Here is a 17,293-nt window from a genome sequence, read left to right as displayed (position 1 = left end):
GCCTTACCCCCTTCCGGCCCCCTTCAGGCCGCGCGGATGCGGCCGAGGAAACCGTTGACCTGTTCGCGCAGCGCGCCCGCCTGGATGGAGAGCGACCGCGCATCCTCCGCGATCCGCCCGGCCACCGCGCCGGTCTCCCGCGCCGCCTGATCCACCGTGGCGATGGAGGTGGAGACATCATCCGTGCCGCCGGCCGCCTGCTGCACGCTGCGCGCGATCTCCCGCGTCGCCGCGCCCTGCTGTTCCACCGCCGCCGCGATGGCGGAGGCGCTTTCGTTCAGATTGACGATGGTCGCCGCCACCTGCTGGATCGCCAAAGCGACGCTGTCGGTCGCCACCTGCACGGCATGGATGCGCGCGGTGATGTCCTCCGTCGCCTTGCCGGTCTGGGCGGCGAGGGTCTTCACCTCACTCGCCACCACGGCAAAGCCCTTCCCGGCCTCGCCGGCGCGGGCGGCTTCGATGGTGGCGTTCAGGGCCAGAAGGTTGGTCTGGCCGGCGATGTCGGAGATCAGCTTCACCACATCGCCGATCCGCTTCACATCGGAGATCAGGCTTTCCACCACCAGCGTCGCGCCGCGCGCCTGTTCGGTGGCGGAGCCGGTGGCGCTGGTGGAGCGCACGACCTGGCTGCCGATTTCCTGGATCGAGGCGGTCACCTGCTCCGTCGTCTCCGCCACCGAGCGGACATTGCCGCTGGTGGCCGCGGCGGCGCTGGCGACATGACCGGTTTCGTCCAGCGTGCGCGCGGCCGCGCTGTTCATGGCGCGTGCCTCCTGCTCCAGCCGCGCCGTGCCGCTGGCCACATCGCCCACCATGGCCATCACCTCCGCCTCGAAGCGATCCGCCATGTCCCGCAGCACGGCCTTGCCGCCGGCCTCCGCCTGCTTGGCCGCATGGATATCGACCAGCGAGCCGCAAGCGCGGCGCGGCTTGCGATTGGCGTCCAGGATAACGCCGCCGGTGGCGCGGAACCAGCGGTAGCTGCCGTCCTTCACCTTCAGCCGGTAGCTGGTGTCATAGGTGCCGCCACTGGCCAGCGCCGCGCCGAAGGCGGCGAAGGTGCCGTCCACATCTTCCGGATGCAGGCGGTCCGACCAGCTCTGCACCTTGTCCGGGAATTCGGCGGCACTGGTGAAGCCGCAGAGACGCCGGAATTCCGCCGACCAGGTCCAGCGCGACAGGGGATGCATGGCATCCCCCTCATGCAGGATCGCGTCCCAGAGGCCGACGCCGGCATGGTTCGACAAGGTGTCGAGCCATTCGGCCTTCACCGAGAGCTCCGAGGGGTCCCGGCGGAAGAATGACATGGGCGGCCTTCCCTGGCGTCTTGCTGATATGCCAGCTTCCCACGGGATCGGTTGCCGCCCCCTTAATCGGGCGCATCTTCCGCTTTACCCGCCAGCCGGGAATGGCGCAGCGTGTCGATATCGAAAAAGGCGCGCCCGACCACGGGCGCCTGGAGGATACCGCCCATGCTGAGCCGCCGTCGCCTGACACGTCTGATCCCGGCCGCCTTTGCCGCGCCCGCGCTCATCTCCCGCGCTGAGGCCCAGGGCACCGACTACCCGAGCCGGCCGATCCGCCTGATCGTCGGCTTCGCCGCCGGCGGCGGCACGGACCTGACGGCACGCACCATGCAGCCGCGGCTGCAGCAGGCACTGGGCGGCAACATCGTCATCGAAAACCGCCCCGGCGCGGGCGGCAACCTGGCGACCGAACTCGCCGTGCGCGCGGCGCCCGATGGCTACACCCTGCTGATGGGCACCATCGGCGCCCTGGCCATCAACCCGACCATCTACAGCAACCTGCCCTTCAACCCGCAGACTGACCTGACGCCAATCTGCATGTCCGGCTCTATCCTGAACGTGCTGGTGGTGCCGGCGGACCGGCCCTGGCGCACCACCGCGGAGCTGATCGCGGCGGCCAAGGCGCAGCCCGACACGCTCAACTACGGCTCCTCCGGCGTCGGTGGCGCCGGCCATCTGGCGGGCGCGCTGCTGGACCAGATGGCGGGCATCAAGACCGCCCATGTGCCCTATCGCGGCGGCGGCCCGCTGATGACGGACCTGATCGGCGGCAAGGTGGACTTCGCCTTCTCCACCGCGCCCACCGCCGTGCCGCATATCGAATCCGGCCGGCTGCGGGCGCTGGCAGTGCCGACCCTGGCGCGGTCGGAGCTGCTGCCCAATGTGCCGACGGTGGCGGAGACCCTGCCGGGCTACGAGGTCGGCAACTGGTACGCCCTGCTCGGCCCGCGCGGCCTGCCGGATGCGATCGTGGCCAAGCTGAACGCGGCCATGCATGCGACGCTGCGCGACCCCACCATCGTCTCCCACCTCGCCCGCCATGGCGTGGACCCGCTGGCCTCCACCCCCGAGGAGCTGGGCCGCTTCATCCGGGACGAGACGGCGAAATGGGCTCCGATCGTCCGCGCCACCGGCGCCACGGCGAATTAGTTAGGTGCCCTCAGGCGCCGGGCGCCGGCTACGCCGGCTTGGCTCGCCGTATAGGCGGCGGCGCCCATTCGGGCGCTCGGCCGGCGGAAGACGCCGGCCGCAGGTTGCAGTGCCCTCAGGCGCCGGGCGCCCCCTCCGGGGGCTTGGCTACGCCGCATAAGCGGCGGCGCCCATTCGGGCGCTCGGCCGGCGAAAGACGCCGGCCGCGGGTTGCCGTGCCCTTAGGCGCCGGGCGCGCCCTCCGGGGGCTTGGATAGGTCGCATAGGCCGCGGCCGCGGGGTGGTGGTGCCGGGCGGCCGGCCCAGGGCTCAGGCTAAATCTGCCCCCGCCCTTACGCGCCCCCCGATTTTCGGGTAACCCGCCTCCGCCATGCGCCAATTCCTGGATTTCGAAAAACCGATCGCGGAACTCGAGGGCAAGATCGAGGAGCTGCGCCGCACCACCGATGCCGGCGGCATCGACGTGGCCGATGAAGTCAGCAAGCTGCGCGACAAGGCGCACAAGCTGCTTCAGGCCACCTATGCCAAGCTGACGCCCTGGCAGAAGGCGCAGATCGCCCGCCACCCGGAACGCCCCCACGCCTCCGACTACATCAAGGGCCTGATCGAGGACTTCCTGCCGCTGGCCGGCGACCGCGCCTTCGCGGATGACCTGGCCGTGACGGGCGGGATGGGCCGTTTTCGCGGCCGCGCCGTCATGGTCATCGGCACCGAACGTGGCCACGACACCGAAAGCCGCGTGAAGCACAATTTCGGCATGGCCCGCCCGGAAGGCTACCGCAAGGCGCGCCGCCTGATGGAGCTCGCCGGCCGCTTCGGCCTGCCCATCCTGTCCTTCGTCGACACCGCCGGGGCCTTCCCAGGCATCGAGGCGGAGGCACGCGGCCAGGCGGAAGCCATCGCGCGCTCCATCGAGGCGGGTCTCGACGCGCCGGTGCCCTTCATCGCCACCATCATCGGGGAAGGCGGATCGGGCGGTGCCATCGCGCTCGCCGCCGCCGACCGCATCCTGATGCTGGAACACTCGATCTATTCCGTGATCTCGCCGGAGGGCTGCGCCAGCATCCTGTGGCGCGACGCCGCCCAGGCCGCGACCGCGGCCGAGGCCCTGCGCCTGACGGCCGAGGATCTGCGCAAGCTGGCCCTGGTGGATGCGGTGGTGGCGGAGCCGCTGGGCGGCGCGCATCGCGACCCGGCCGCGATGCTGGCCGCCGTGTCCCGCCAGATCTGGGACAGTCTGGAGCCGCTGCTGGCCCTGGATGGCGCCACGCTGCGCGCCCGCCGGCGCGAGAAGTTTTTGGATATGGGCCGCGCGGGGGTCGTCTGACCGCCCGGCGGGTGGTTTTATCCCGCCCGCATGACCCCTCCCCCTGATAGCGGCGCACCGGCCCAGCCGGTGCCTCCGGCCGAACTGCGCCGCCTGTTCTTCAGGGTCTTTCCCGCAGTCGGACTGGCCATGTTCGGCGCGGCGCTGGACCAGACCCTGGTCGCCGCCGCCTTGCCCGCCATCGCCCGCGGCCTGGGCGAGGTGGAGCGGCTGTCCTGGATCATCGTGCTGTACCTGGTGGCCAATACCGTGGCCGCCCCGGTCTATGGCCGACTCGGCGACGCTTTTGGACGGCAGCGCATGCTGCTGGTGGCGCTGGCCGTCTATGCCACCGGCGCCACGCTCTGCGCCTTTGCCGGGTCGCTGGGCACGCTGGCGGCGGCGCGGGTTGTGCAGGGTATCGGCGGCGGCGGCCTCATCAGCCTGTCGGTCGCCCTGATCGCGGAGGTGGTGCCGGCGCGGGAACGCGGGCGCTTCCAGGCCTATATCGCCGCCGTCTTCACCACCGCCAGCGCGCTGGGCCCGGTGCTGGGTGGGCTGCTGGCGGAGCATTTCGGCTGGCGCAGCATCTTCATGCTGCAACTGCCGCTCTCCTGCCTCGCGGCCTGGCTAGCGGTGACGCGGCTGCGCGATGCCTCCCGCGGCCAGGCCAAGGGCTTCAGCTTCGACTGGTGGGGGCTGGTGCTGTTCGCGGTCTTCGTGGCGCCCGCGCTGATGGCGTTGGACCAGGCGCGGCGGCTGGCGCCGGGGCCGCTGCTGCTGGCGCTGGGGCTGGCGGCGGTGGCGGGCACCGCGCTCTGGCTGCTGCTGCGCCAGGAAAAGCGGGCGCCGGACCCGCTATTGCCGCTCGACCTGCTCGGCAATGCGACCATCTGGCGCGCCAACCTCATGTCCTCCTGCGTCGCCGGCGCCTTCGTGGGCAGCATCGCCTTCCTGCCGATCTATTTCGCCGCGGTGCGCGGGCTGTCACCGGCCCAGCTTGGCCTGGCGCTGCTGCCGCTTTCGGCCTGCGCCGGCTTCGGGGCGATGATCTCCGGCACGCTGCTGGCCCGGACCGGGCACGTGATGCGCTGGCCGGGCATCGGGCTGAGCATGTCGGCCACGCTGCTGCTGGCGTTGACCATCGGACTCGCCACCCTGCCGCTGCCCGTCATGGTGGCGATGCTGGGGCTGACCTCGATCGGCTTCGGCATGTCCTTTCCGATGGTGCAGGTGGCCGTGCAGGTGGCGGCGGGGACGCGGCAGCTCGGCTCCGCCACCGCCTCCGTCCAGTTCACCCGCTCCCTCGGCGCGGCGACGGGCACGGCGCTGCTGGGGGCGGTGCTGTTCGGCGCGCTGACGCTGATGGGCGGCGAGGCGACGCGGCTGTTCGTGGCGCTGGTCAACCAGGGGCCGGCCGCGCTGGACGGGCTGGATGCGGCGGCGGAGGCCGTGTTCCGCGCCCAGATGACAACCGCCTTCCGCGCCAGCTTCGCCACCGCGGCGGCGCTGGTGCTGTTCGGCGCCTGGATGTCCACGCGGGTGCCGCTCCGCCGGGTGTGAGGCGGGGTGCCGAAGGTCGCGGGTTGCGACCTTCCGGCGGGCGGCGCTACCAAGCGCGGGTCCTGAAACCGGGGGAGCGCGGCATGTTCGGCCCTGCGCGCCGAATGGCGCCCATCCTGGCGGCGCTCGGGCTTCTGGCCGGCACGGCCGCACCGGCCCATGCCGACCCCGCCTGCGCCGCCGCGATCGCCCAGATCGAGCCCGCTTCGGGCCTGCCGCCCGGGCTGCTGCTTGCCATCGCCCTGGTCGAGACGGGGCGGGCCGTGCCCGGCGGTGGCGGCATGCAGCCCTGGCCCTGGTCCTGGAACGCGGCGGGCCGGGGCGGCGTGGCCCCGACCAGGGCGGCCGCCGTCGCCGCGGTGGGCGCCTTGCGGGCCGGCGGCGTCACATCGGTCGATGTCGGCTGCATGCAGATCAACCTGATGTACCATCCGAACGCCTTCGCCAGCCTGGAGGAGGCCTTCGACCCGGTCGCCAATGTTCGCTACGCCGCCGCCTTCCTGTCCCGGTTGCGGGCCGGGCTGCCGGATTGGGAGGCCGCCATCCGCCGCTACCATTCCGGCGATGCGGCGCGCGGCGAAGCCTATCAGCGCCGCGTCGCCCTGGCCCGGCTTGGCGAGGCCTGGCGCGGCGGCACGCCCGCGGCGGCCTCGATCGAGCTTCCGCCGGGTGACCTCTGCGCCCCCGGTGCCCGGCTGGTGCTGGTTCTACGCGGCACCTTGGACCCAAGGGTCCGGAGGCGCGGCGCCCGCATGGTCTGCCTGGCACCGCCCCGGCGGTGATCTAACCGGGATGGGCCTGAACCCCCAACTCGGACAAAGGCCAGCGCGGTCGCGGCGCATGGTCCAGCGCCTCCGTCAGCCCCGCCCGCAGCCGCTCGATCCCCGCCCAGGCGATCATCACCGCATTGTCCGTGCACAGCCGGATCGGCGGCGCCACCAGCGGCAGCCCGGCCTGGGCCGCCACCGCCGCCAGGGCCGTCCGGATTCCCTGATTGGCCGCGACCCCGCCCGAGACCACCAGCGCCGTCGCCCCCGGCGCCATGGCCAAGGCATGCGCCGCGCGATTGGCCAGAGTGGCGGAAACGGCGGCCTGGAAGCCGGCCGCGACATCGGCGCGGCCCTGGGCGTCCAACCCCTTGGAGACGATATTGGCCACCGCCGTCTTCAGCCCGCTGAAGGAAAAGTCGCAGCCCTCCCGCCCATAGAGCGGCCGTGGCAGGCTGAACCGCTTCGCGTCGCCGCCTGCGGCCAGCTTTTCGAGGTGCGGCCCACCCGGCCAGGGCAGCCCCAAAAGCTTGGCGGATTTGTCAAAAGCCTCGCCCACCGCATCGTCCAGGGTGGTGCCCAGCCGGCGGTGTTGCGCCACACCCTCCACCAGCACGCATTGGCAATGCCCGCCGGAGAGCAGCAGCAGCAGATAGGGAAAGGCCAAACCGCCGGGATGCACCCCCGGCAGACGCGGCGTCAGCGCGTGACCTTCCAGGTGGTTGATGGCGAGGTAGGGGATGCCCTGGGCAATGGCGATGCCTTTGCCGAGTGTGGCGCCGACGATCAGCCCGCCGATCAGCCCCGGCCCGGCCGTGGCTGCCACCGCCGCCAGCCCGGCCGGCGTGATGCCCGCCTGGTCCAGCACGCGGCGCACCAGGGCCGGCAGATGCGCCAGATGCGACCGCGCCGCGATCTCCGGCACCACGCCGCCATAGGGGGTGTGTTCCTCCAGCTGGGAGAGCACCGCCTCGGCGAGAATGGTGCCATCGGCGCGCAGAATCGCGGCGGCGGTTTCGTCGCAGGACGATTCCAGGCCGAGCACCAGCGCGCCCTCCCGCAGATTCCCAACCGACTCTGGCATCCCGCCACCTTTCAACACCCGGCGCAGGGGCCTAATACGCCCCCATGTCCGCCGTTCATCCCGCCACGCCCTATCCCACCCGCCCCGGCCAGGCCGCCCATGGCCCGGTCCGTCCGCATTTCCGCAGCCTGCCGCTGCGGGTCGGCACGCGGGGTTCGCCGCTGGCGCTGTGGCAGACGCGGCACTTCCTGTCGATCATCACCCGCTTCTGCCCCGTGCTGCGCGATGTGCAGGCCTTCGAGGAACATGCGATCGTCACCTCCGGCGACCGCACCCAGGACAAGCTGCTGGCCGATATCGGCGGCAAGGGCCTGTTCGCCAAGGAGATCCATGAGGCGCTGCTGGATCGCCGGATCGACTTCGCCGTCCATAGCCTGAAGGACCTGGAGACGGAGCTGCCGCCCGGCATCGTCCTGGCCTGCACCCTGCGGCGGGAGGATGCGCGGGATGCGCTGATCCTCGGCCCGTCCTGCGGCACGCCTGACCCCTCCGACCCGTTTGGGGCGCTGCCCGCCGGCGCCGTCATCGGCACCGCCTCCGTCCGCCGGCAGAGCCAGATCCTGCATGCGCGGCCCGATCTGCGCATCGAGATGATCCGCGGCAATGTGCAGACCCGCCTGGCCAAGCTGGAAGCCGAGGGCGGCCCGGCCGCGACGCTGCTGGCGCTGGCCGGCCTGCGCCGGCTGGGGCTGGAGGATCGCGCCTCCGTCGTGCTGGACCCGGATGCGATGGTGCCCTCCGCCGGGCAGGGCATCATCGGCGTGACCGTGCGGGCGGATGACCTGGAACTGCTCGAACTGCTCTCCGCCATCGAGGACCGGGAGGCGGCGGCGGTCAGCCAGGCGGAACGCGGATTGCTGGCGGCGCTGGACGGCACCTGCCGCACACCGATCGGCGGCCACGCCCGGCTGCTGCCGGACGGCCGGCTGCATCTGACCGGGCTGGTGGCCCGTGCCGATGGCAGCTTCCTGTTGAAGCGCAGCGCGCTCGGCGCCGTGGCCGATGCGGCGGCGCTGGGCCGGGAGCTGGGCGAGAGCCTGCGCCGCGACAGCCCCGCCGATCTCTTTGGCTAGGCTGGCCGGCGGCGTCCTCGTCACCCGCCCGGAACCGGGCGGGGCGGAAACGGCCGCGCGACTGGTGGCGCTGGGCTGGCAACCGCTGCTGGCGCCGGCCTTGGTTCTCGCGCCGCGCCGATTCACCCTGCCGCCCTGTCAGGCCGTGCTGCTGACCAGCCGTGCCGCCGCCCGCGCCTTGCCGCCCCCGATCCCAGGCCTACCTTTGCTGGCGGTGGGCGAGGCGACCGCGGAGGCCGCGCGGGCGATGGGCTGGAAGGCCGAGGCGGCGGAGGGCACCGCCGCCGACCTCACCACGCTGGCCGTCGCGCGACTCAACCCCGCCGCCGGTCCGCTGCTGCTGGCGGTGGGCCAGGGCTATGCGCTGGACCTGGCCACGGATCTGCGGGGGCGCGGCTTCCGGGTGCTGCGGCGCATCGCCTATGCCGCGCAGCCGGCGACCGCGCTGCCCAAGGAGGTTGGGGCGGCACTCGCCCATGTCACACCGCATCACATCCTGTTCCACTCGCCTCGCTCGGCTGGCTGTGCCATCACATTGTTCCGGGAGGCCGGGTATGCGGCGACCATCGCGGGCATGTCGGCGTTGGCGATCAGTCCCCGCGTCGCGGAAGCGGCGCGCATGGCGCTCGCCCCGTTGCAATGGCGCGCGTTGCGTGTTGCCGCGCGGCCGACCGAGGAAGCCTTGCTGGCGCTGCTCGGCCCCGCTGCGGCGGGTTCGGGCAGCCAGACCCTGTTTTGACGCCTGCCCCGCCGCCGGTTCGCTGGCCCGGAGCAGACTCTAGCCGCGCCAGGAGACCCATGAGCCAGACCCCTCCCCCGTCCTTCGCCGAGCGGCTGCGCCGCTTCCGCCTGGACCCCGCCGCCCTGCCCATCCTGGTCGCGGCCGTCGTGCTGGTGGGCGCGGTCGCCTGGCTGCTGGCCCGCCCCCTGCCGCAGGAGGCGGCGCGCGGGGCCGATCCGGCGCTGGAGGCAAGGCTGGCGGCGCTGGAAGGCCGCGCCGCACCGGATTTGGGCGCCGTGGAGCGCCGCCTGACGGCGGTGGAGCAGGCCAGCCGCGAGGCCGCCGCCCGGCCGGCGGTGGATACCGAGGCGTTTGCGCCGCGCAGCGCGCTGGCGGATCTCGCGCCCCGAAGCGCGCTGGAAAATCTGGCGCCGCGCAGCGCCCTGGAAAACCTCGCCCCCCGCGCGGCGGTGGAGGCGCTAGGTCAGCGCGTCGATGGTCTGGCGCAGCGCGCCGAGGCCGCCATTCAGCAGGAGGAGGCCCGCGCCACCGCCAGCTCCGCGCGCATTGAGGGTGTGGCCCGCGAACTCGCCACGCGCCTCGGCACCGCCGAACAGGCGCAGACCCAGTCGGCGCAGCGCATCGGCGCCGTCGAATCCGCCTTGGCCGGGCGCATCGCCGCGCTGGAGACGGCGCTTGGCGAGCGGCGCAGCGAAATCCAGGCCCAGGCCGCCCGCATCGCCGAGCTGGAGGGCCAGCAGCAGCGCCTCGCCGCGCTGGAAGGCCGCGCCGGGCGTCTGGCGACGCTCGACCAGCTCCGCGCCGCGCTGGAAGGTGGCGCCCCGCTGGGTGGCGCGCTTTCCACGCTGCGGGAGCCGCCCGCCGCCCTGACCCGCTTCGCCGAGACGCGCCCGCCCACCGAATCCGCGCTGCGCCTGACTTTTGAGGATGCCGCCCGCGCCGCCATGGCGGCCAGCGACCCCGGCCGCCAGGGCCAGAGCGTATTGGATTCCGCCGTCGCCCGCCTGTCCGGTCTGGTGACCGTGCGCCGGGGAGAGGAGGTGGTCTGGGGCGATGCCGCCGCCGCCGAGATCGAAAAATCCCGCCGTGCGCTGGAAGCGGGCGACCTGGAAGGCAGCCTGCAGCCGCTGCGCCGCCTGTCGCCGGAAGCCCAGGCCGCCATGCGCGGCTGGGTCGAGCAGGCGGAGGCGCTGATCGCCGCCCGCCGCGCGCTGCGCACCCTGGCCGCCGGCTGAGGGCCGCCATCATGCGCTCAGCCCTGATCTACCTGGTTCTCCTCGCCGCCGGCACCGCCGGCATCCTCTGGATCGCCCAGCTCGGCGGCGGGGTGGAAATCCGCGTCGGCGACGCGGAAGTGCTGGTCGGCCTGCCGGTGGCCCTGTTGCTGCTGGCGGTGCTGTTCCTGGTGCTGCACCTGATCCTGGTGTTCCTCGGCGCGCTGCGGCGCCTGCCCGGGCGGCTGCGCGACCGCAAGGCGGCGCGGCGGCGGGGCGAGGGCGATGCCGCCGTGACCCGCGCCCTGGTGGCGCTGGCCGCCGGCACGCCGGATGCGGCGCGGCTGGAGGTGCGGCGTGCCCGCAAGGGTCTGGGCGACACCCCCCAGACCCTGCTGCTGGCCGCCGAGGCCGAACGTCTGGCGGGGCGGGAGGAGGCGGCGACCACCGTGTTCCGCCAGCTCGCCGAGATGCCGGAGGCCCGCTTCCTCGGCCTGCGCGGCCTGCTGCGCCAGGCGATCCAGCGCGAGGACTGGCCCGCCGCCCAGCGCCTGGCGCGGGAGGCGGAGGCCGCCCAGCCCGGCGCCGCCTGGCTGCGGGAGGAGCGGGAGACCTTGGCGCTGCGCATGCGCGATTGGCGCGAGGCACTGACCCTGGCCCCCCCCGGTGCCGGCCAGGCGGCGCTCGCTTTGGCGGCCGCGGGGCAGGAGCCGGATGCCACGCGCGCGGCGGAGTTGGAACGCCAGGGTTTTGCCGCCGACCCGGCCTTCGCGCCGGCGGCGCTGGCTCATGCCAAGCGGTTGAAAGATAGCGGCAGCCCGCGCCGCGCCCGCAGCGTGCTGGAACAGGCCTGGACCGCCCGGCCGCATCCCGACCTCGCCACGGCCTATCTGGCCGAGGATGAGGATGCGTTGGCGCGGATGAAATCCGCCGAGATCCTGGCCAAGGGCAATCCGCGCCATGCCGAAAGCCGGCTGTTGGTTGGCCGCGCGGCGCTGGAAGCCGGGCTGACCGGCCGCTCGCGGCAGGAGCTGGACGCGCTGGTCGCCTCCGGCGCCGCCGATCGCCGCGCCTATCTGGCGCTGAGCGACCTGGAGGAGGTGGAGCATGGCGAGACGCCGGAGGGCCGCGCCGCCCAGGCCCGCTGGCTGCGCCAGGCCGCGACGGCGGCACCCGAGCCGCGCTGGCGCTGCACCGCCTGCGGCACCGACCACGCGGCCTGGGACCCGGTTTGCCCGAAGTGCCAGGCGGTGGGGACGATCAACTGGACCAGCCCGCAGACGCTGCCGGCGACGGTGGGGTAGGATCTTCTCCCTCCCCCGCGACGCGGGGGAGGGTCGGGGTGGGGGCACTTCAGCGCCCGCTATCCTCGACGATCACGCCATCCACCAGCCTGATCTGCCGGGTGGCGCGCTGGGCCAGGACGGGGTCGTGGGTCACCACCACCACGGCGCGCCCCTCCTCCCGCACCAGCCTTTCAAAAATGTCGAAGACGGCGGCTGCGTTGGCGCTGTCGAGATTGCCGGTGGGCTCATCCGCCAGGATCAGCGCCGGATCATTGGCCAGGGCGCGGGCGATGGCACAGCGCTGGCGCATGCCGCCCGAAAGCTGTTCCGGCAGCTTCTGGTGCGCCTCAGCGAGGCCGAGAGCCTCCAGCAACCCCATCGCCCGGTCCCGCGCCGCCGCGCCGCGCAAGCGGCCGAGCCGGCGGATGGGGATCAGCACATTGTCCAGCGCGGTGAATTCCGGCAGCAGGAAATGGAACTGGAAGACGAAGCCCAGCTTATCCAGCCGCAGCGCCGCCAGCTCCGACCCCGGCAGCCGGGCCGTGTCCTGGCCCTGCAACAGCACCTCTCCGCTGCTCGGCCGGTCGAGCAGGCCCAGCAGATAGAGCAGCGAGGATTTGCCGGAGCCGGAGGGGCCGGTGACGGCGATGAACTCGCCCGGATTCACGACCATCGTCACGTCCCGCACCAGCACCGCCCCTTCGGGCAGGCGGCGCGTGACGTTCCGGACCTCCAGCAGGGGGGGCATGTCAGCCATCCCGCCGCTGTCTGAAGGCGGTCAAAAACATCACGCGGCGCCCCGCACCACCTGCACGGGGTCCAGCCGGCTGGCGCGGCGTGCCGGCATGACGGAGGCCACCGCCGCGGCAACCAGGGCGAACAGGCTGGCCATCAGATAGACGCGAAAATCCCGGTCCAGCAGGAACTTCCCCTGGCCGGAGGGGGTGTCCGTGCCGAAGCGGATCAGAGCCAGCCCCTCGATCATCAGGGCGCCCAGCACGCAGCCGACCACGGCCCCCAGCAGCCCGGCCACCACGCCCTGCACCAGGAACAGCAGTTGGATGTCGCCCTCGGTGAAGCCCAGCGATTTCAGGATGGCGATGTCGCGCGTCTTCTCGATCACCACCGTGGAGATCACGTTGTAGATGCCGAAGGCGGCGACCAGCAGGATGGCGCCGGTGACGGAGAACATGATGGCGTTCTGGATGACGAAGACGGTGAGGATATTGGCGCTCTGCTCCTCCCAGCTTTCGGTCCGGTCGCCGAAGCGGGCCTCGATCTGCCGCGCGAGAGGTTCAGCCTGGGTGACATCCGCCAGCCGGACCAGGATCTGGTTCACCACATTCGGTCGGTCCGCCAGCACCTGCGCCACCTTCAGCAGCGCGAAGGCATGGCCCTGATCCACCGTTTGCAAGCCGGTGCGGAACAGCCCGACCACCTTCATCGACAGCACCGTGCCACTGGGCGCCACCGCCGAGAGCGTGTCGCCCAGCCCGACGCCCAGCCGCCAGGCCAGCGCCTCCCCCAATATGATCCCATTGGCGGCGCGGCGCAGATCCTCCAGCCGCCCGGCGATCATGTCCTTCTCGATATTGGAGACGCGGCGATGCCGCTCCGGCTCCAGCCCCGTCAGCACAGCGGAGACATCGCGCGAGCCGTAGCGCAGCAGGGTCTGCGCCTGGAGCACCTGGGCGGCGGCGACGCCTTCCATCGCCTCCAGGATCGCCACCTTCTGGGCCGGGTTGCGGATGCCGCGCACGCGGTCGCGCGGCTTGATGCCGTGGACCAATACCGCGCCGTCCGGATGGGCCAGCTCCGCCGCCTGGGCGAAGGGGCGGCGGGTTTCGTCCTTGAGGGTGATGTGGGGCGAGACGTCGATGATCTGGGTGATGAAATAGGTCTGGAAGCCGCGCATGATGGCCGCGGTGGCGATGAAGAAGGCCACGCCCAGGGCGATGCCGGTGACCGAGACCAGGGTCTGCCGCAGCCGCCGCGTCAGCATGCCCCGCGCGAGATCCAGCAGCAGATTCATGGCGGCGGTTGGGCTTCGAGCCGCACCGGCGTGCCATCCTCCAGCCCCGCCGGCGGATCCAGCACCACCGCCTCCCCGGCTGCCAGGCCGCGGCGGATTTCGATGCTGCGGGTGGCCTGGACGCCGATCTCCACCTCTCGCCGCCGGGCCACTTCCTTCTCCACCACCCAGAGATGGGCGCGGCGGGTGGCGCCCGGGGGTGTGGCCGGGGGCGCTGTGGGGGAGGAATCGCGGGTGGCCGGCGGCAGCACCACGGCGCCGGGCGGCACCAGCACGGCATCCGGCGTTTCCCGCAGCACGATATTCGCCTCCACCGTCATGCCCACCAGCAAGGGCGTGTCATCCGGCAGGGTCAGGCGCACGCGATAGGCCTTGCGGACCGTGTCGCCCTTCGGCGTGATCTGCGCCACCTCCGCCACCATGGCGCGGCCGGGGAAGGCGTCGGCGCGCAGCAAGGCGCGCTGGCCCACGGCGATGCGGGCGATGTCCTCCTCATCCACCTCGGCCGTCAGGCGCAGCGGGCGCGGTTCCCCCACCCAGAACAGGGAGGCGGGGGTGTCCACCACCTCCCCCACCTCGGCATCCCGGCGCAGCACGATGCCGCTGGTCGGCGCGCGCACCACATAATCGTCCAGGCGTTGGATGGCGGCCTCGGCGGTGGCGCGGGCGGCCTGGGCGTCGCGCTCTGCGCGTTCCAGGGTGGTGCGGGCGGTGATGTCGCGGGCAACGAGGGTGCGGGTCCGGGCCAGATCCTCCACCGCAAAACGGGCGCGCGCCTCCGCTTCCGTGGCCATGGAGCGGGCCTGGCGATCATCGAGCCGGGCGAGCGGCTGGCCTTCGGCAACGCGCTGCCCTTCTTCCACCAGCACCTCCGTCAGGCGGGCACGGGTGGCGGGGCCGATGCGCGCCCAGTTGACGGGTTCCACCGTGCCGGTGGCATAGACCGCCTCCAGCGCCGTGCCCTGGCTGGCCAGCGCGATGGTGACGCGCGGCGGCAGCCCGTAACGCAGCCAGGCCGCGATTCCCCCGGCGAGCAGAACAAGGACGAGGAGGACGAGCCGGCGCATCTGCAAGCCAAGCTAGCAGATCGGCGCCGTCTGGTCATCGGAGGGTTGGGAAGCGGGTTGTCCGGCGGCGCGCGGAGGGCTATAGGGCCGCGCTGATGGTGCGCCGACATAGCTCAGCGGTAGAGCAACTGATTCGTAATCAGTAGGTCCCCGGTTCAATCCCGGGTGTCGGCACCATACTTTTCAATAGCTTAGATTGCGATAAGCCGTTCCGGCTGGCGCTCCAGAACCGACTGGGTGTCAAAAACGTCTCGGCAGAGCTGGTTGGCCAGTGACGGCCCTCACGCCGCGGCAGGCGCCGCTGGCATACCCATCCGCGCTGGGCACGCCAGCGCGGATGCTACCGCAGGGCGCCCGCCGGCCTACCTCCGGCGATCACGCCTCGTTTCGATCGGCACCCGACCCACCCGCCGTCACTGGAACGCCGTCCTTCGCAACCGGCAGTGACCGCCCTAGATGCCGTGCGCCTGCCTGATCAGCTCCGCCGCACGCTCGCCGATGACCGCGCAGGGCGCCTGCGTATTGCCGGTCGTCACCCGTGGCATGATGGAACCATCCGCCACCCGCAGGCCTTCCACGCCATAAACCCGCAGCGCGGCATCCACGACCGACATGTCGTCGCGCCCCATCTTTGCCGTGCAGCTCTGATGCCAGTAGGTGACGGCCGCCTCGCGGATATAGAGCTCGAGCGCTTCGTCATTCAGCGCGCCCGGCATGGATTCGCCGCGCACGAAGGGACGGAAGGCCGAGGCATTGCCCAGCGCGCGACAGAGCTCGATGCAGGCCTTGGCTGTCGCCATGTCCGCAGGCTCCGACAGGAAGTTGGCATCGATGGCGACAGGCGCCAGCGGATCGCTGCTCTGCAGGCGCATGCGCCCACGGCTGACGGGCTGCGCAAGCCCCGCGAACATCGTCCAGCCATGCGCCGGAACGCCACGCGCCGCTGTCCGCTCGCTGGGGACCGGGAACTCCACCTGGCAGAACAACAGGTCCGGCGCATCCAGCTCAGGCCGGCTCTTCCAGTACATGGTGGCTTCGCTGCCGTTGTTCCGCGGCGCGATGGGCTCCGCATATTCCCAGGTGCAGCCGAAGGAGACATGGTCCTGGAAGTTACGGCCAACGCCGGGCAGGTGCTGGCGGAACGGAATGCCGACGCGGCCCAGCTCCGCCCGGTCACCGATGCCCGAATGCATCAGCACCTTCGGCGTCTGGATCGCGCCCAGCGACAGCACGACCTCGTTGCGCGCATGTGCCACCGTGACCTGCCCACCACGAATGAACTCGACGCCGGAGGCACGCCGGCCATCGAACAGAACGCGCCGCACCAAGGCCCCCGTCAGCACGGTCAGGTTCGGCCGGTCCAGCCAGAGATGGACATAGGCACGGTACAGGGACTGGCGGCGGCCATCGCGGATCAGCAGATCGCTGAGCGCGGCGCCGCCCTGGCCCTCCATCATCTGCCCGTTCGGATGATCGTAGACGGGCACACCGATCTCGCCCGCCGCTTGCAGCATGGCCAGCGCGACCGGGCTCGGATTCGCCGCGGGCTGCACCCAGACAGGTCCAGCGGTTCCGCGATACTGGGGATCAGGTGCGCCCTGCCAGTTCTCGATGCGGCGATAGATATTGAGGACGTTGTCGTAGCCCCAGGCCGGATCGCCCGCCTCGGAGGCGAAGAAGTCCCAGTCGCTGCGATGCCCACGCGCCCACACCATGACATTGACGCTGGAGCCTCCGCCGAGCCCCTTGCCCATCGACAACGACAGCTGCCTGCCGTTCAGATGCGGGTTCGGCTCTGCCTGGAATCCCCAGTCGCGCTCGGAGCCCAGATTGGTCGGCCACAAGGCCGGGTTCTGGACCGATTCCGCATCGTCACCGCCGCCCGCCTCCAGCAGCAGCACCTGGACCTCCGGATTCTCGGCCAGCCGCCGTGCGACCACTGAGCCGGAGGCGCCGGCGCCGCAGACGATAACGTCATAACGGGTTTGCAGACGGCTTGTGAGGCGCGTCTGGTTGTCGCGCGCACGAATCGCGAAATCCGGATCTTCGGGCGATGCTGCGTTGATCATGATCTGGAACTCCATCTGGATGATGTGACGATCCGCGATTGGCCAGGGCGAGCCGGGCCCGCAGTGACCTGCCGAAGCCTGCGGCCAGGTCTGCTGAATCGGCAGATGCCGGTCGCGATAGTCGCGAGATACGGATCGTGTCGGTCTCAGTCGATATCGGCTGTTACGGCGGTAGCCGTTTGAGGGGATGAGAGCCGCGATGAAGCGGGCCCTTGACTGATCTGCGATGTCGCAAGTGCGGGAAAGCTCCTGCGCCTCACAGGCGATCGGTTTCGACCGGCACCCAGACCACCATGGTGCTCTCGCCGCTGCCGACGGTGAATGGCACCAGGCCTCCACGAGGGCGCTGATCGTATCGCGGATCGAGATGAATGATCCGGCTCTCCTCCCCGCTGCTGCTCGCAACCACGCGGCCGCCACCCACGATGTTGCCATGCGGACCTGGCCCGTATTCGATGGTCGTGCTCTCGCCCGACCCAACGCTGCGGGGATAGTAGCCCTGTGCCTGAACCAAGGTCGGCAACAGTCCGAGGCACAGGGCCGCAATCACCTTGCGCAAAGGCTGACGCCGCAAAGTGACGTGCACGGCAGGGCTTTGGGTCATCTCGTCCATGGTCAGCTCCTCATGACG

Annotated in this window: 15 protein-coding genes and 1 tRNA gene; 9 read left to right on the top strand and 7 right to left on the bottom strand. The window is 71.7% G+C overall.

Going from position 1 to position 17,293, the window contains the following annotated elements:
- Nucleotides 1-23: 23 nt before the first annotated feature.
- On the bottom strand, nucleotides 24-1,310 hold the full coding sequence (locus tag ACVFYP_RS14140) for a methyl-accepting chemotaxis protein (RefSeq protein WP_499200828.1): 1,287 nt from the start codon (nucleotides 1,308-1,310) through the stop codon (nucleotides 24-26).
- A 165-nt stretch (nucleotides 1,311-1,475) separates the two neighbouring features.
- Between ACVFYP_RS14140 and ACVFYP_RS14135 the strand changes: the two genes are divergently transcribed.
- The 4 genes from ACVFYP_RS14135 to ACVFYP_RS14120 all read left to right on the top strand — a co-directional run bounded on the left by ACVFYP_RS14135 (nucleotide 1,476) and on the right by ACVFYP_RS14120 (nucleotide 6,110).
- Complete coding sequence (locus tag ACVFYP_RS14135) at nucleotides 1,476-2,459, top strand: Bug family tripartite tricarboxylate transporter substrate binding protein (RefSeq protein ID WP_499200827.1); 984 nt, start codon at nucleotides 1,476-1,478, stop codon at nucleotides 2,457-2,459.
- A 370-nt stretch (nucleotides 2,460-2,829) separates the two neighbouring features.
- Entirely contained in the window at nucleotides 2,830-3,786 is a 957-nt protein-coding gene (locus ACVFYP_RS14130; RefSeq protein ID WP_499200826.1) for an acetyl-CoA carboxylase carboxyltransferase subunit alpha, read from the top strand.
- Nucleotides 3,787-3,816: 30 nt separating this feature from the next.
- Nucleotides 3,817-5,328, top strand: coding sequence for an MFS transporter (locus ACVFYP_RS14125; RefSeq protein ID WP_499200825.1), 1,512 nt, complete (start codon nucleotides 3,817-3,819; stop codon nucleotides 5,326-5,328).
- 83 nt (nucleotides 5,329-5,411) lie between these two features.
- On the top strand, nucleotides 5,412-6,110 hold the full coding sequence (locus tag ACVFYP_RS14120; protein WP_499200824.1) for a lytic transglycosylase domain-containing protein: 699 nt from the start codon (nucleotides 5,412-5,414) through the stop codon (nucleotides 6,108-6,110).
- A gap of 1 nt (nucleotide 6,111) precedes the next feature.
- On the opposite strand, the gene tsaD is transcribed toward ACVFYP_RS14120, so the two are convergent.
- Entirely contained in the window at nucleotides 6,112-7,179 is a 1,068-nt protein-coding gene (gene tsaD, locus ACVFYP_RS14115; RefSeq protein WP_499200823.1) for a tRNA (adenosine(37)-N6)-threonylcarbamoyltransferase complex transferase subunit TsaD, read from the bottom strand.
- Nucleotides 7,180-7,223: 44 nt separating this feature from the next.
- Between tsaD and hemC the strand changes: the two genes are divergently transcribed.
- Genes hemC through ACVFYP_RS14095 form a run of 4 tightly spaced genes read left to right on the top strand, consistent with a single transcriptional unit; the run spans nucleotide 7,224 to nucleotide 11,512 of the window.
- Entirely contained in the window at nucleotides 7,224-8,252 is a 1,029-nt protein-coding gene (gene hemC, locus ACVFYP_RS14110; protein WP_499200822.1) for a hydroxymethylbilane synthase, read from the top strand.
- Nucleotides 8,245-8,991, top strand: coding sequence for a uroporphyrinogen-III synthase (locus tag ACVFYP_RS14105; RefSeq protein WP_499200821.1), 747 nt, complete (start codon nucleotides 8,245-8,247; stop codon nucleotides 8,989-8,991). Before hemC ends, ACVFYP_RS14105 begins: the two co-directional genes overlap by 8 nt.
- Nucleotides 8,992-9,050: 59 nt before the next feature.
- Complete coding sequence (locus tag ACVFYP_RS14100; protein ID WP_499200820.1) at nucleotides 9,051-10,229, top strand: COG4223 family protein; 1,179 nt, start codon at nucleotides 9,051-9,053, stop codon at nucleotides 10,227-10,229.
- 11 nt (nucleotides 10,230-10,240) lie between these two features.
- Nucleotides 10,241-11,512, top strand: coding sequence for a heme biosynthesis HemY N-terminal domain-containing protein (locus ACVFYP_RS14095; RefSeq protein ID WP_499200819.1), 1,272 nt, complete (start codon nucleotides 10,241-10,243; stop codon nucleotides 11,510-11,512).
- Between the two features lie 49 nt (nucleotides 11,513-11,561).
- Here the strand turns inward: ACVFYP_RS14095 and ACVFYP_RS14090 are convergent, their stop codons facing one another.
- Genes ACVFYP_RS14090 through ACVFYP_RS14080 form a run of 3 tightly spaced genes read right to left on the bottom strand, consistent with a single transcriptional unit; the run spans nucleotide 11,562 to nucleotide 14,593 of the window.
- Nucleotides 11,562-12,242 carry an ABC transporter ATP-binding protein gene (locus ACVFYP_RS14090; protein WP_499200818.1) on the bottom strand — a complete coding sequence of 227 codons (681 nt, stop codon included), beginning with the start codon at nucleotides 12,240-12,242 and terminating at the stop codon, nucleotides 11,562-11,564.
- A gap of 39 nt (nucleotides 12,243-12,281) precedes the next feature.
- Entirely contained in the window at nucleotides 12,282-13,526 is a 1,245-nt protein-coding gene (locus ACVFYP_RS14085; RefSeq protein WP_499200817.1) for an ABC transporter permease, read from the bottom strand.
- The gene (locus ACVFYP_RS14080) at nucleotides 13,523-14,593 is read right to left on the bottom strand and encodes an efflux RND transporter periplasmic adaptor subunit (RefSeq protein WP_499200816.1); all 1,071 of its coding nucleotides are present in this window, start codon (nucleotides 14,591-14,593) and stop codon (nucleotides 13,523-13,525) included. Before ACVFYP_RS14080 ends, ACVFYP_RS14085 begins: the two co-directional genes overlap by 4 nt.
- A gap of 102 nt (nucleotides 14,594-14,695) precedes the next feature.
- Between ACVFYP_RS14080 and ACVFYP_RS14075 the strand changes: the two genes are divergently transcribed.
- A tRNA-Thr gene (locus ACVFYP_RS14075) sits at nucleotides 14,696-14,770 on the top strand.
- Between the two features lie 275 nt (nucleotides 14,771-15,045).
- On the opposite strand, the gene ACVFYP_RS14070 is transcribed toward ACVFYP_RS14075, so the two are convergent.
- Together ACVFYP_RS14070 and ACVFYP_RS14065 are read right to left on the bottom strand one after the other, a co-directional pair.
- Nucleotides 15,046-17,001, bottom strand: coding sequence for a GMC family oxidoreductase (locus ACVFYP_RS14070; protein ID WP_499200815.1), 1,956 nt, complete (start codon nucleotides 16,999-17,001; stop codon nucleotides 15,046-15,048).
- Nucleotides 16,919-17,275 (bottom strand): hypothetical protein, encoded by a 357-nt coding sequence (locus tag ACVFYP_RS14065; RefSeq protein WP_499200814.1) that lies wholly within the window; start codon nucleotides 17,273-17,275, stop codon nucleotides 16,919-16,921. Before ACVFYP_RS14065 ends, ACVFYP_RS14070 begins: the two co-directional genes overlap by 83 nt.
- Nucleotides 17,276-17,293 lie beyond the last annotated feature (18 nt).

The organism is Roseomonas sp. F4, assembly GCF_053891155.1.
This window is presented reverse-complemented; position numbering and strand designations above follow the sequence as displayed.

Coding starts and splice junctions, on each gene's coding strand:
- ACVFYP_RS14140 (WP_499200828.1), bottom strand. CDS start 1,310: ATGTCATTCTTCCGCCGGGACCCCTCGGAGCTCTCGGTGAAGGCCGAA.
- ACVFYP_RS14135 (WP_499200827.1), top strand. CDS start 1,476: ATGCTGAGCCGCCGTCGCCTGACACGTCTGATCCCGGCCGCCTTTGCC.
- ACVFYP_RS14130 (WP_499200826.1), top strand. CDS start 2,830: ATGCGCCAATTCCTGGATTTCGAAAAACCGATCGCGGAACTCGAGGGC.
- ACVFYP_RS14125 (WP_499200825.1), top strand. CDS start 3,817: ATGACCCCTCCCCCTGATAGCGGCGCACCGGCCCAGCCGGTGCCTCCG.
- ACVFYP_RS14120 (WP_499200824.1), top strand. CDS start 5,412: ATGTTCGGCCCTGCGCGCCGAATGGCGCCCATCCTGGCGGCGCTCGGG.
- tsaD (WP_499200823.1), bottom strand. CDS start 7,179: ATGCCAGAGTCGGTTGGGAATCTGCGGGAGGGCGCGCTGGTGCTCGGC.
- hemC (WP_499200822.1), top strand. CDS start 7,224: ATGTCCGCCGTTCATCCCGCCACGCCCTATCCCACCCGCCCCGGCCAG.
- ACVFYP_RS14100 (WP_499200820.1), top strand. CDS start 9,051: ATGAGCCAGACCCCTCCCCCGTCCTTCGCCGAGCGGCTGCGCCGCTTC.
- ACVFYP_RS14095 (WP_499200819.1), top strand. CDS start 10,241: ATGCGCTCAGCCCTGATCTACCTGGTTCTCCTCGCCGCCGGCACCGCC.
- ACVFYP_RS14090 (WP_499200818.1), bottom strand. CDS start 12,242: ATGCCCCCCCTGCTGGAGGTCCGGAACGTCACGCGCCGCCTGCCCGAA.
- ACVFYP_RS14085 (WP_499200817.1), bottom strand. CDS start 13,526: ATGAATCTGCTGCTGGATCTCGCGCGGGGCATGCTGACGCGGCGGCTG.
- ACVFYP_RS14080 (WP_499200816.1), bottom strand. CDS start 14,593: ATGCGCCGGCTCGTCCTCCTCGTCCTTGTTCTGCTCGCCGGGGGAATC.
- ACVFYP_RS14065 (WP_499200814.1), bottom strand. CDS start 17,275: ATGGACGAGATGACCCAAAGCCCTGCCGTGCACGTCACTTTGCGGCGT.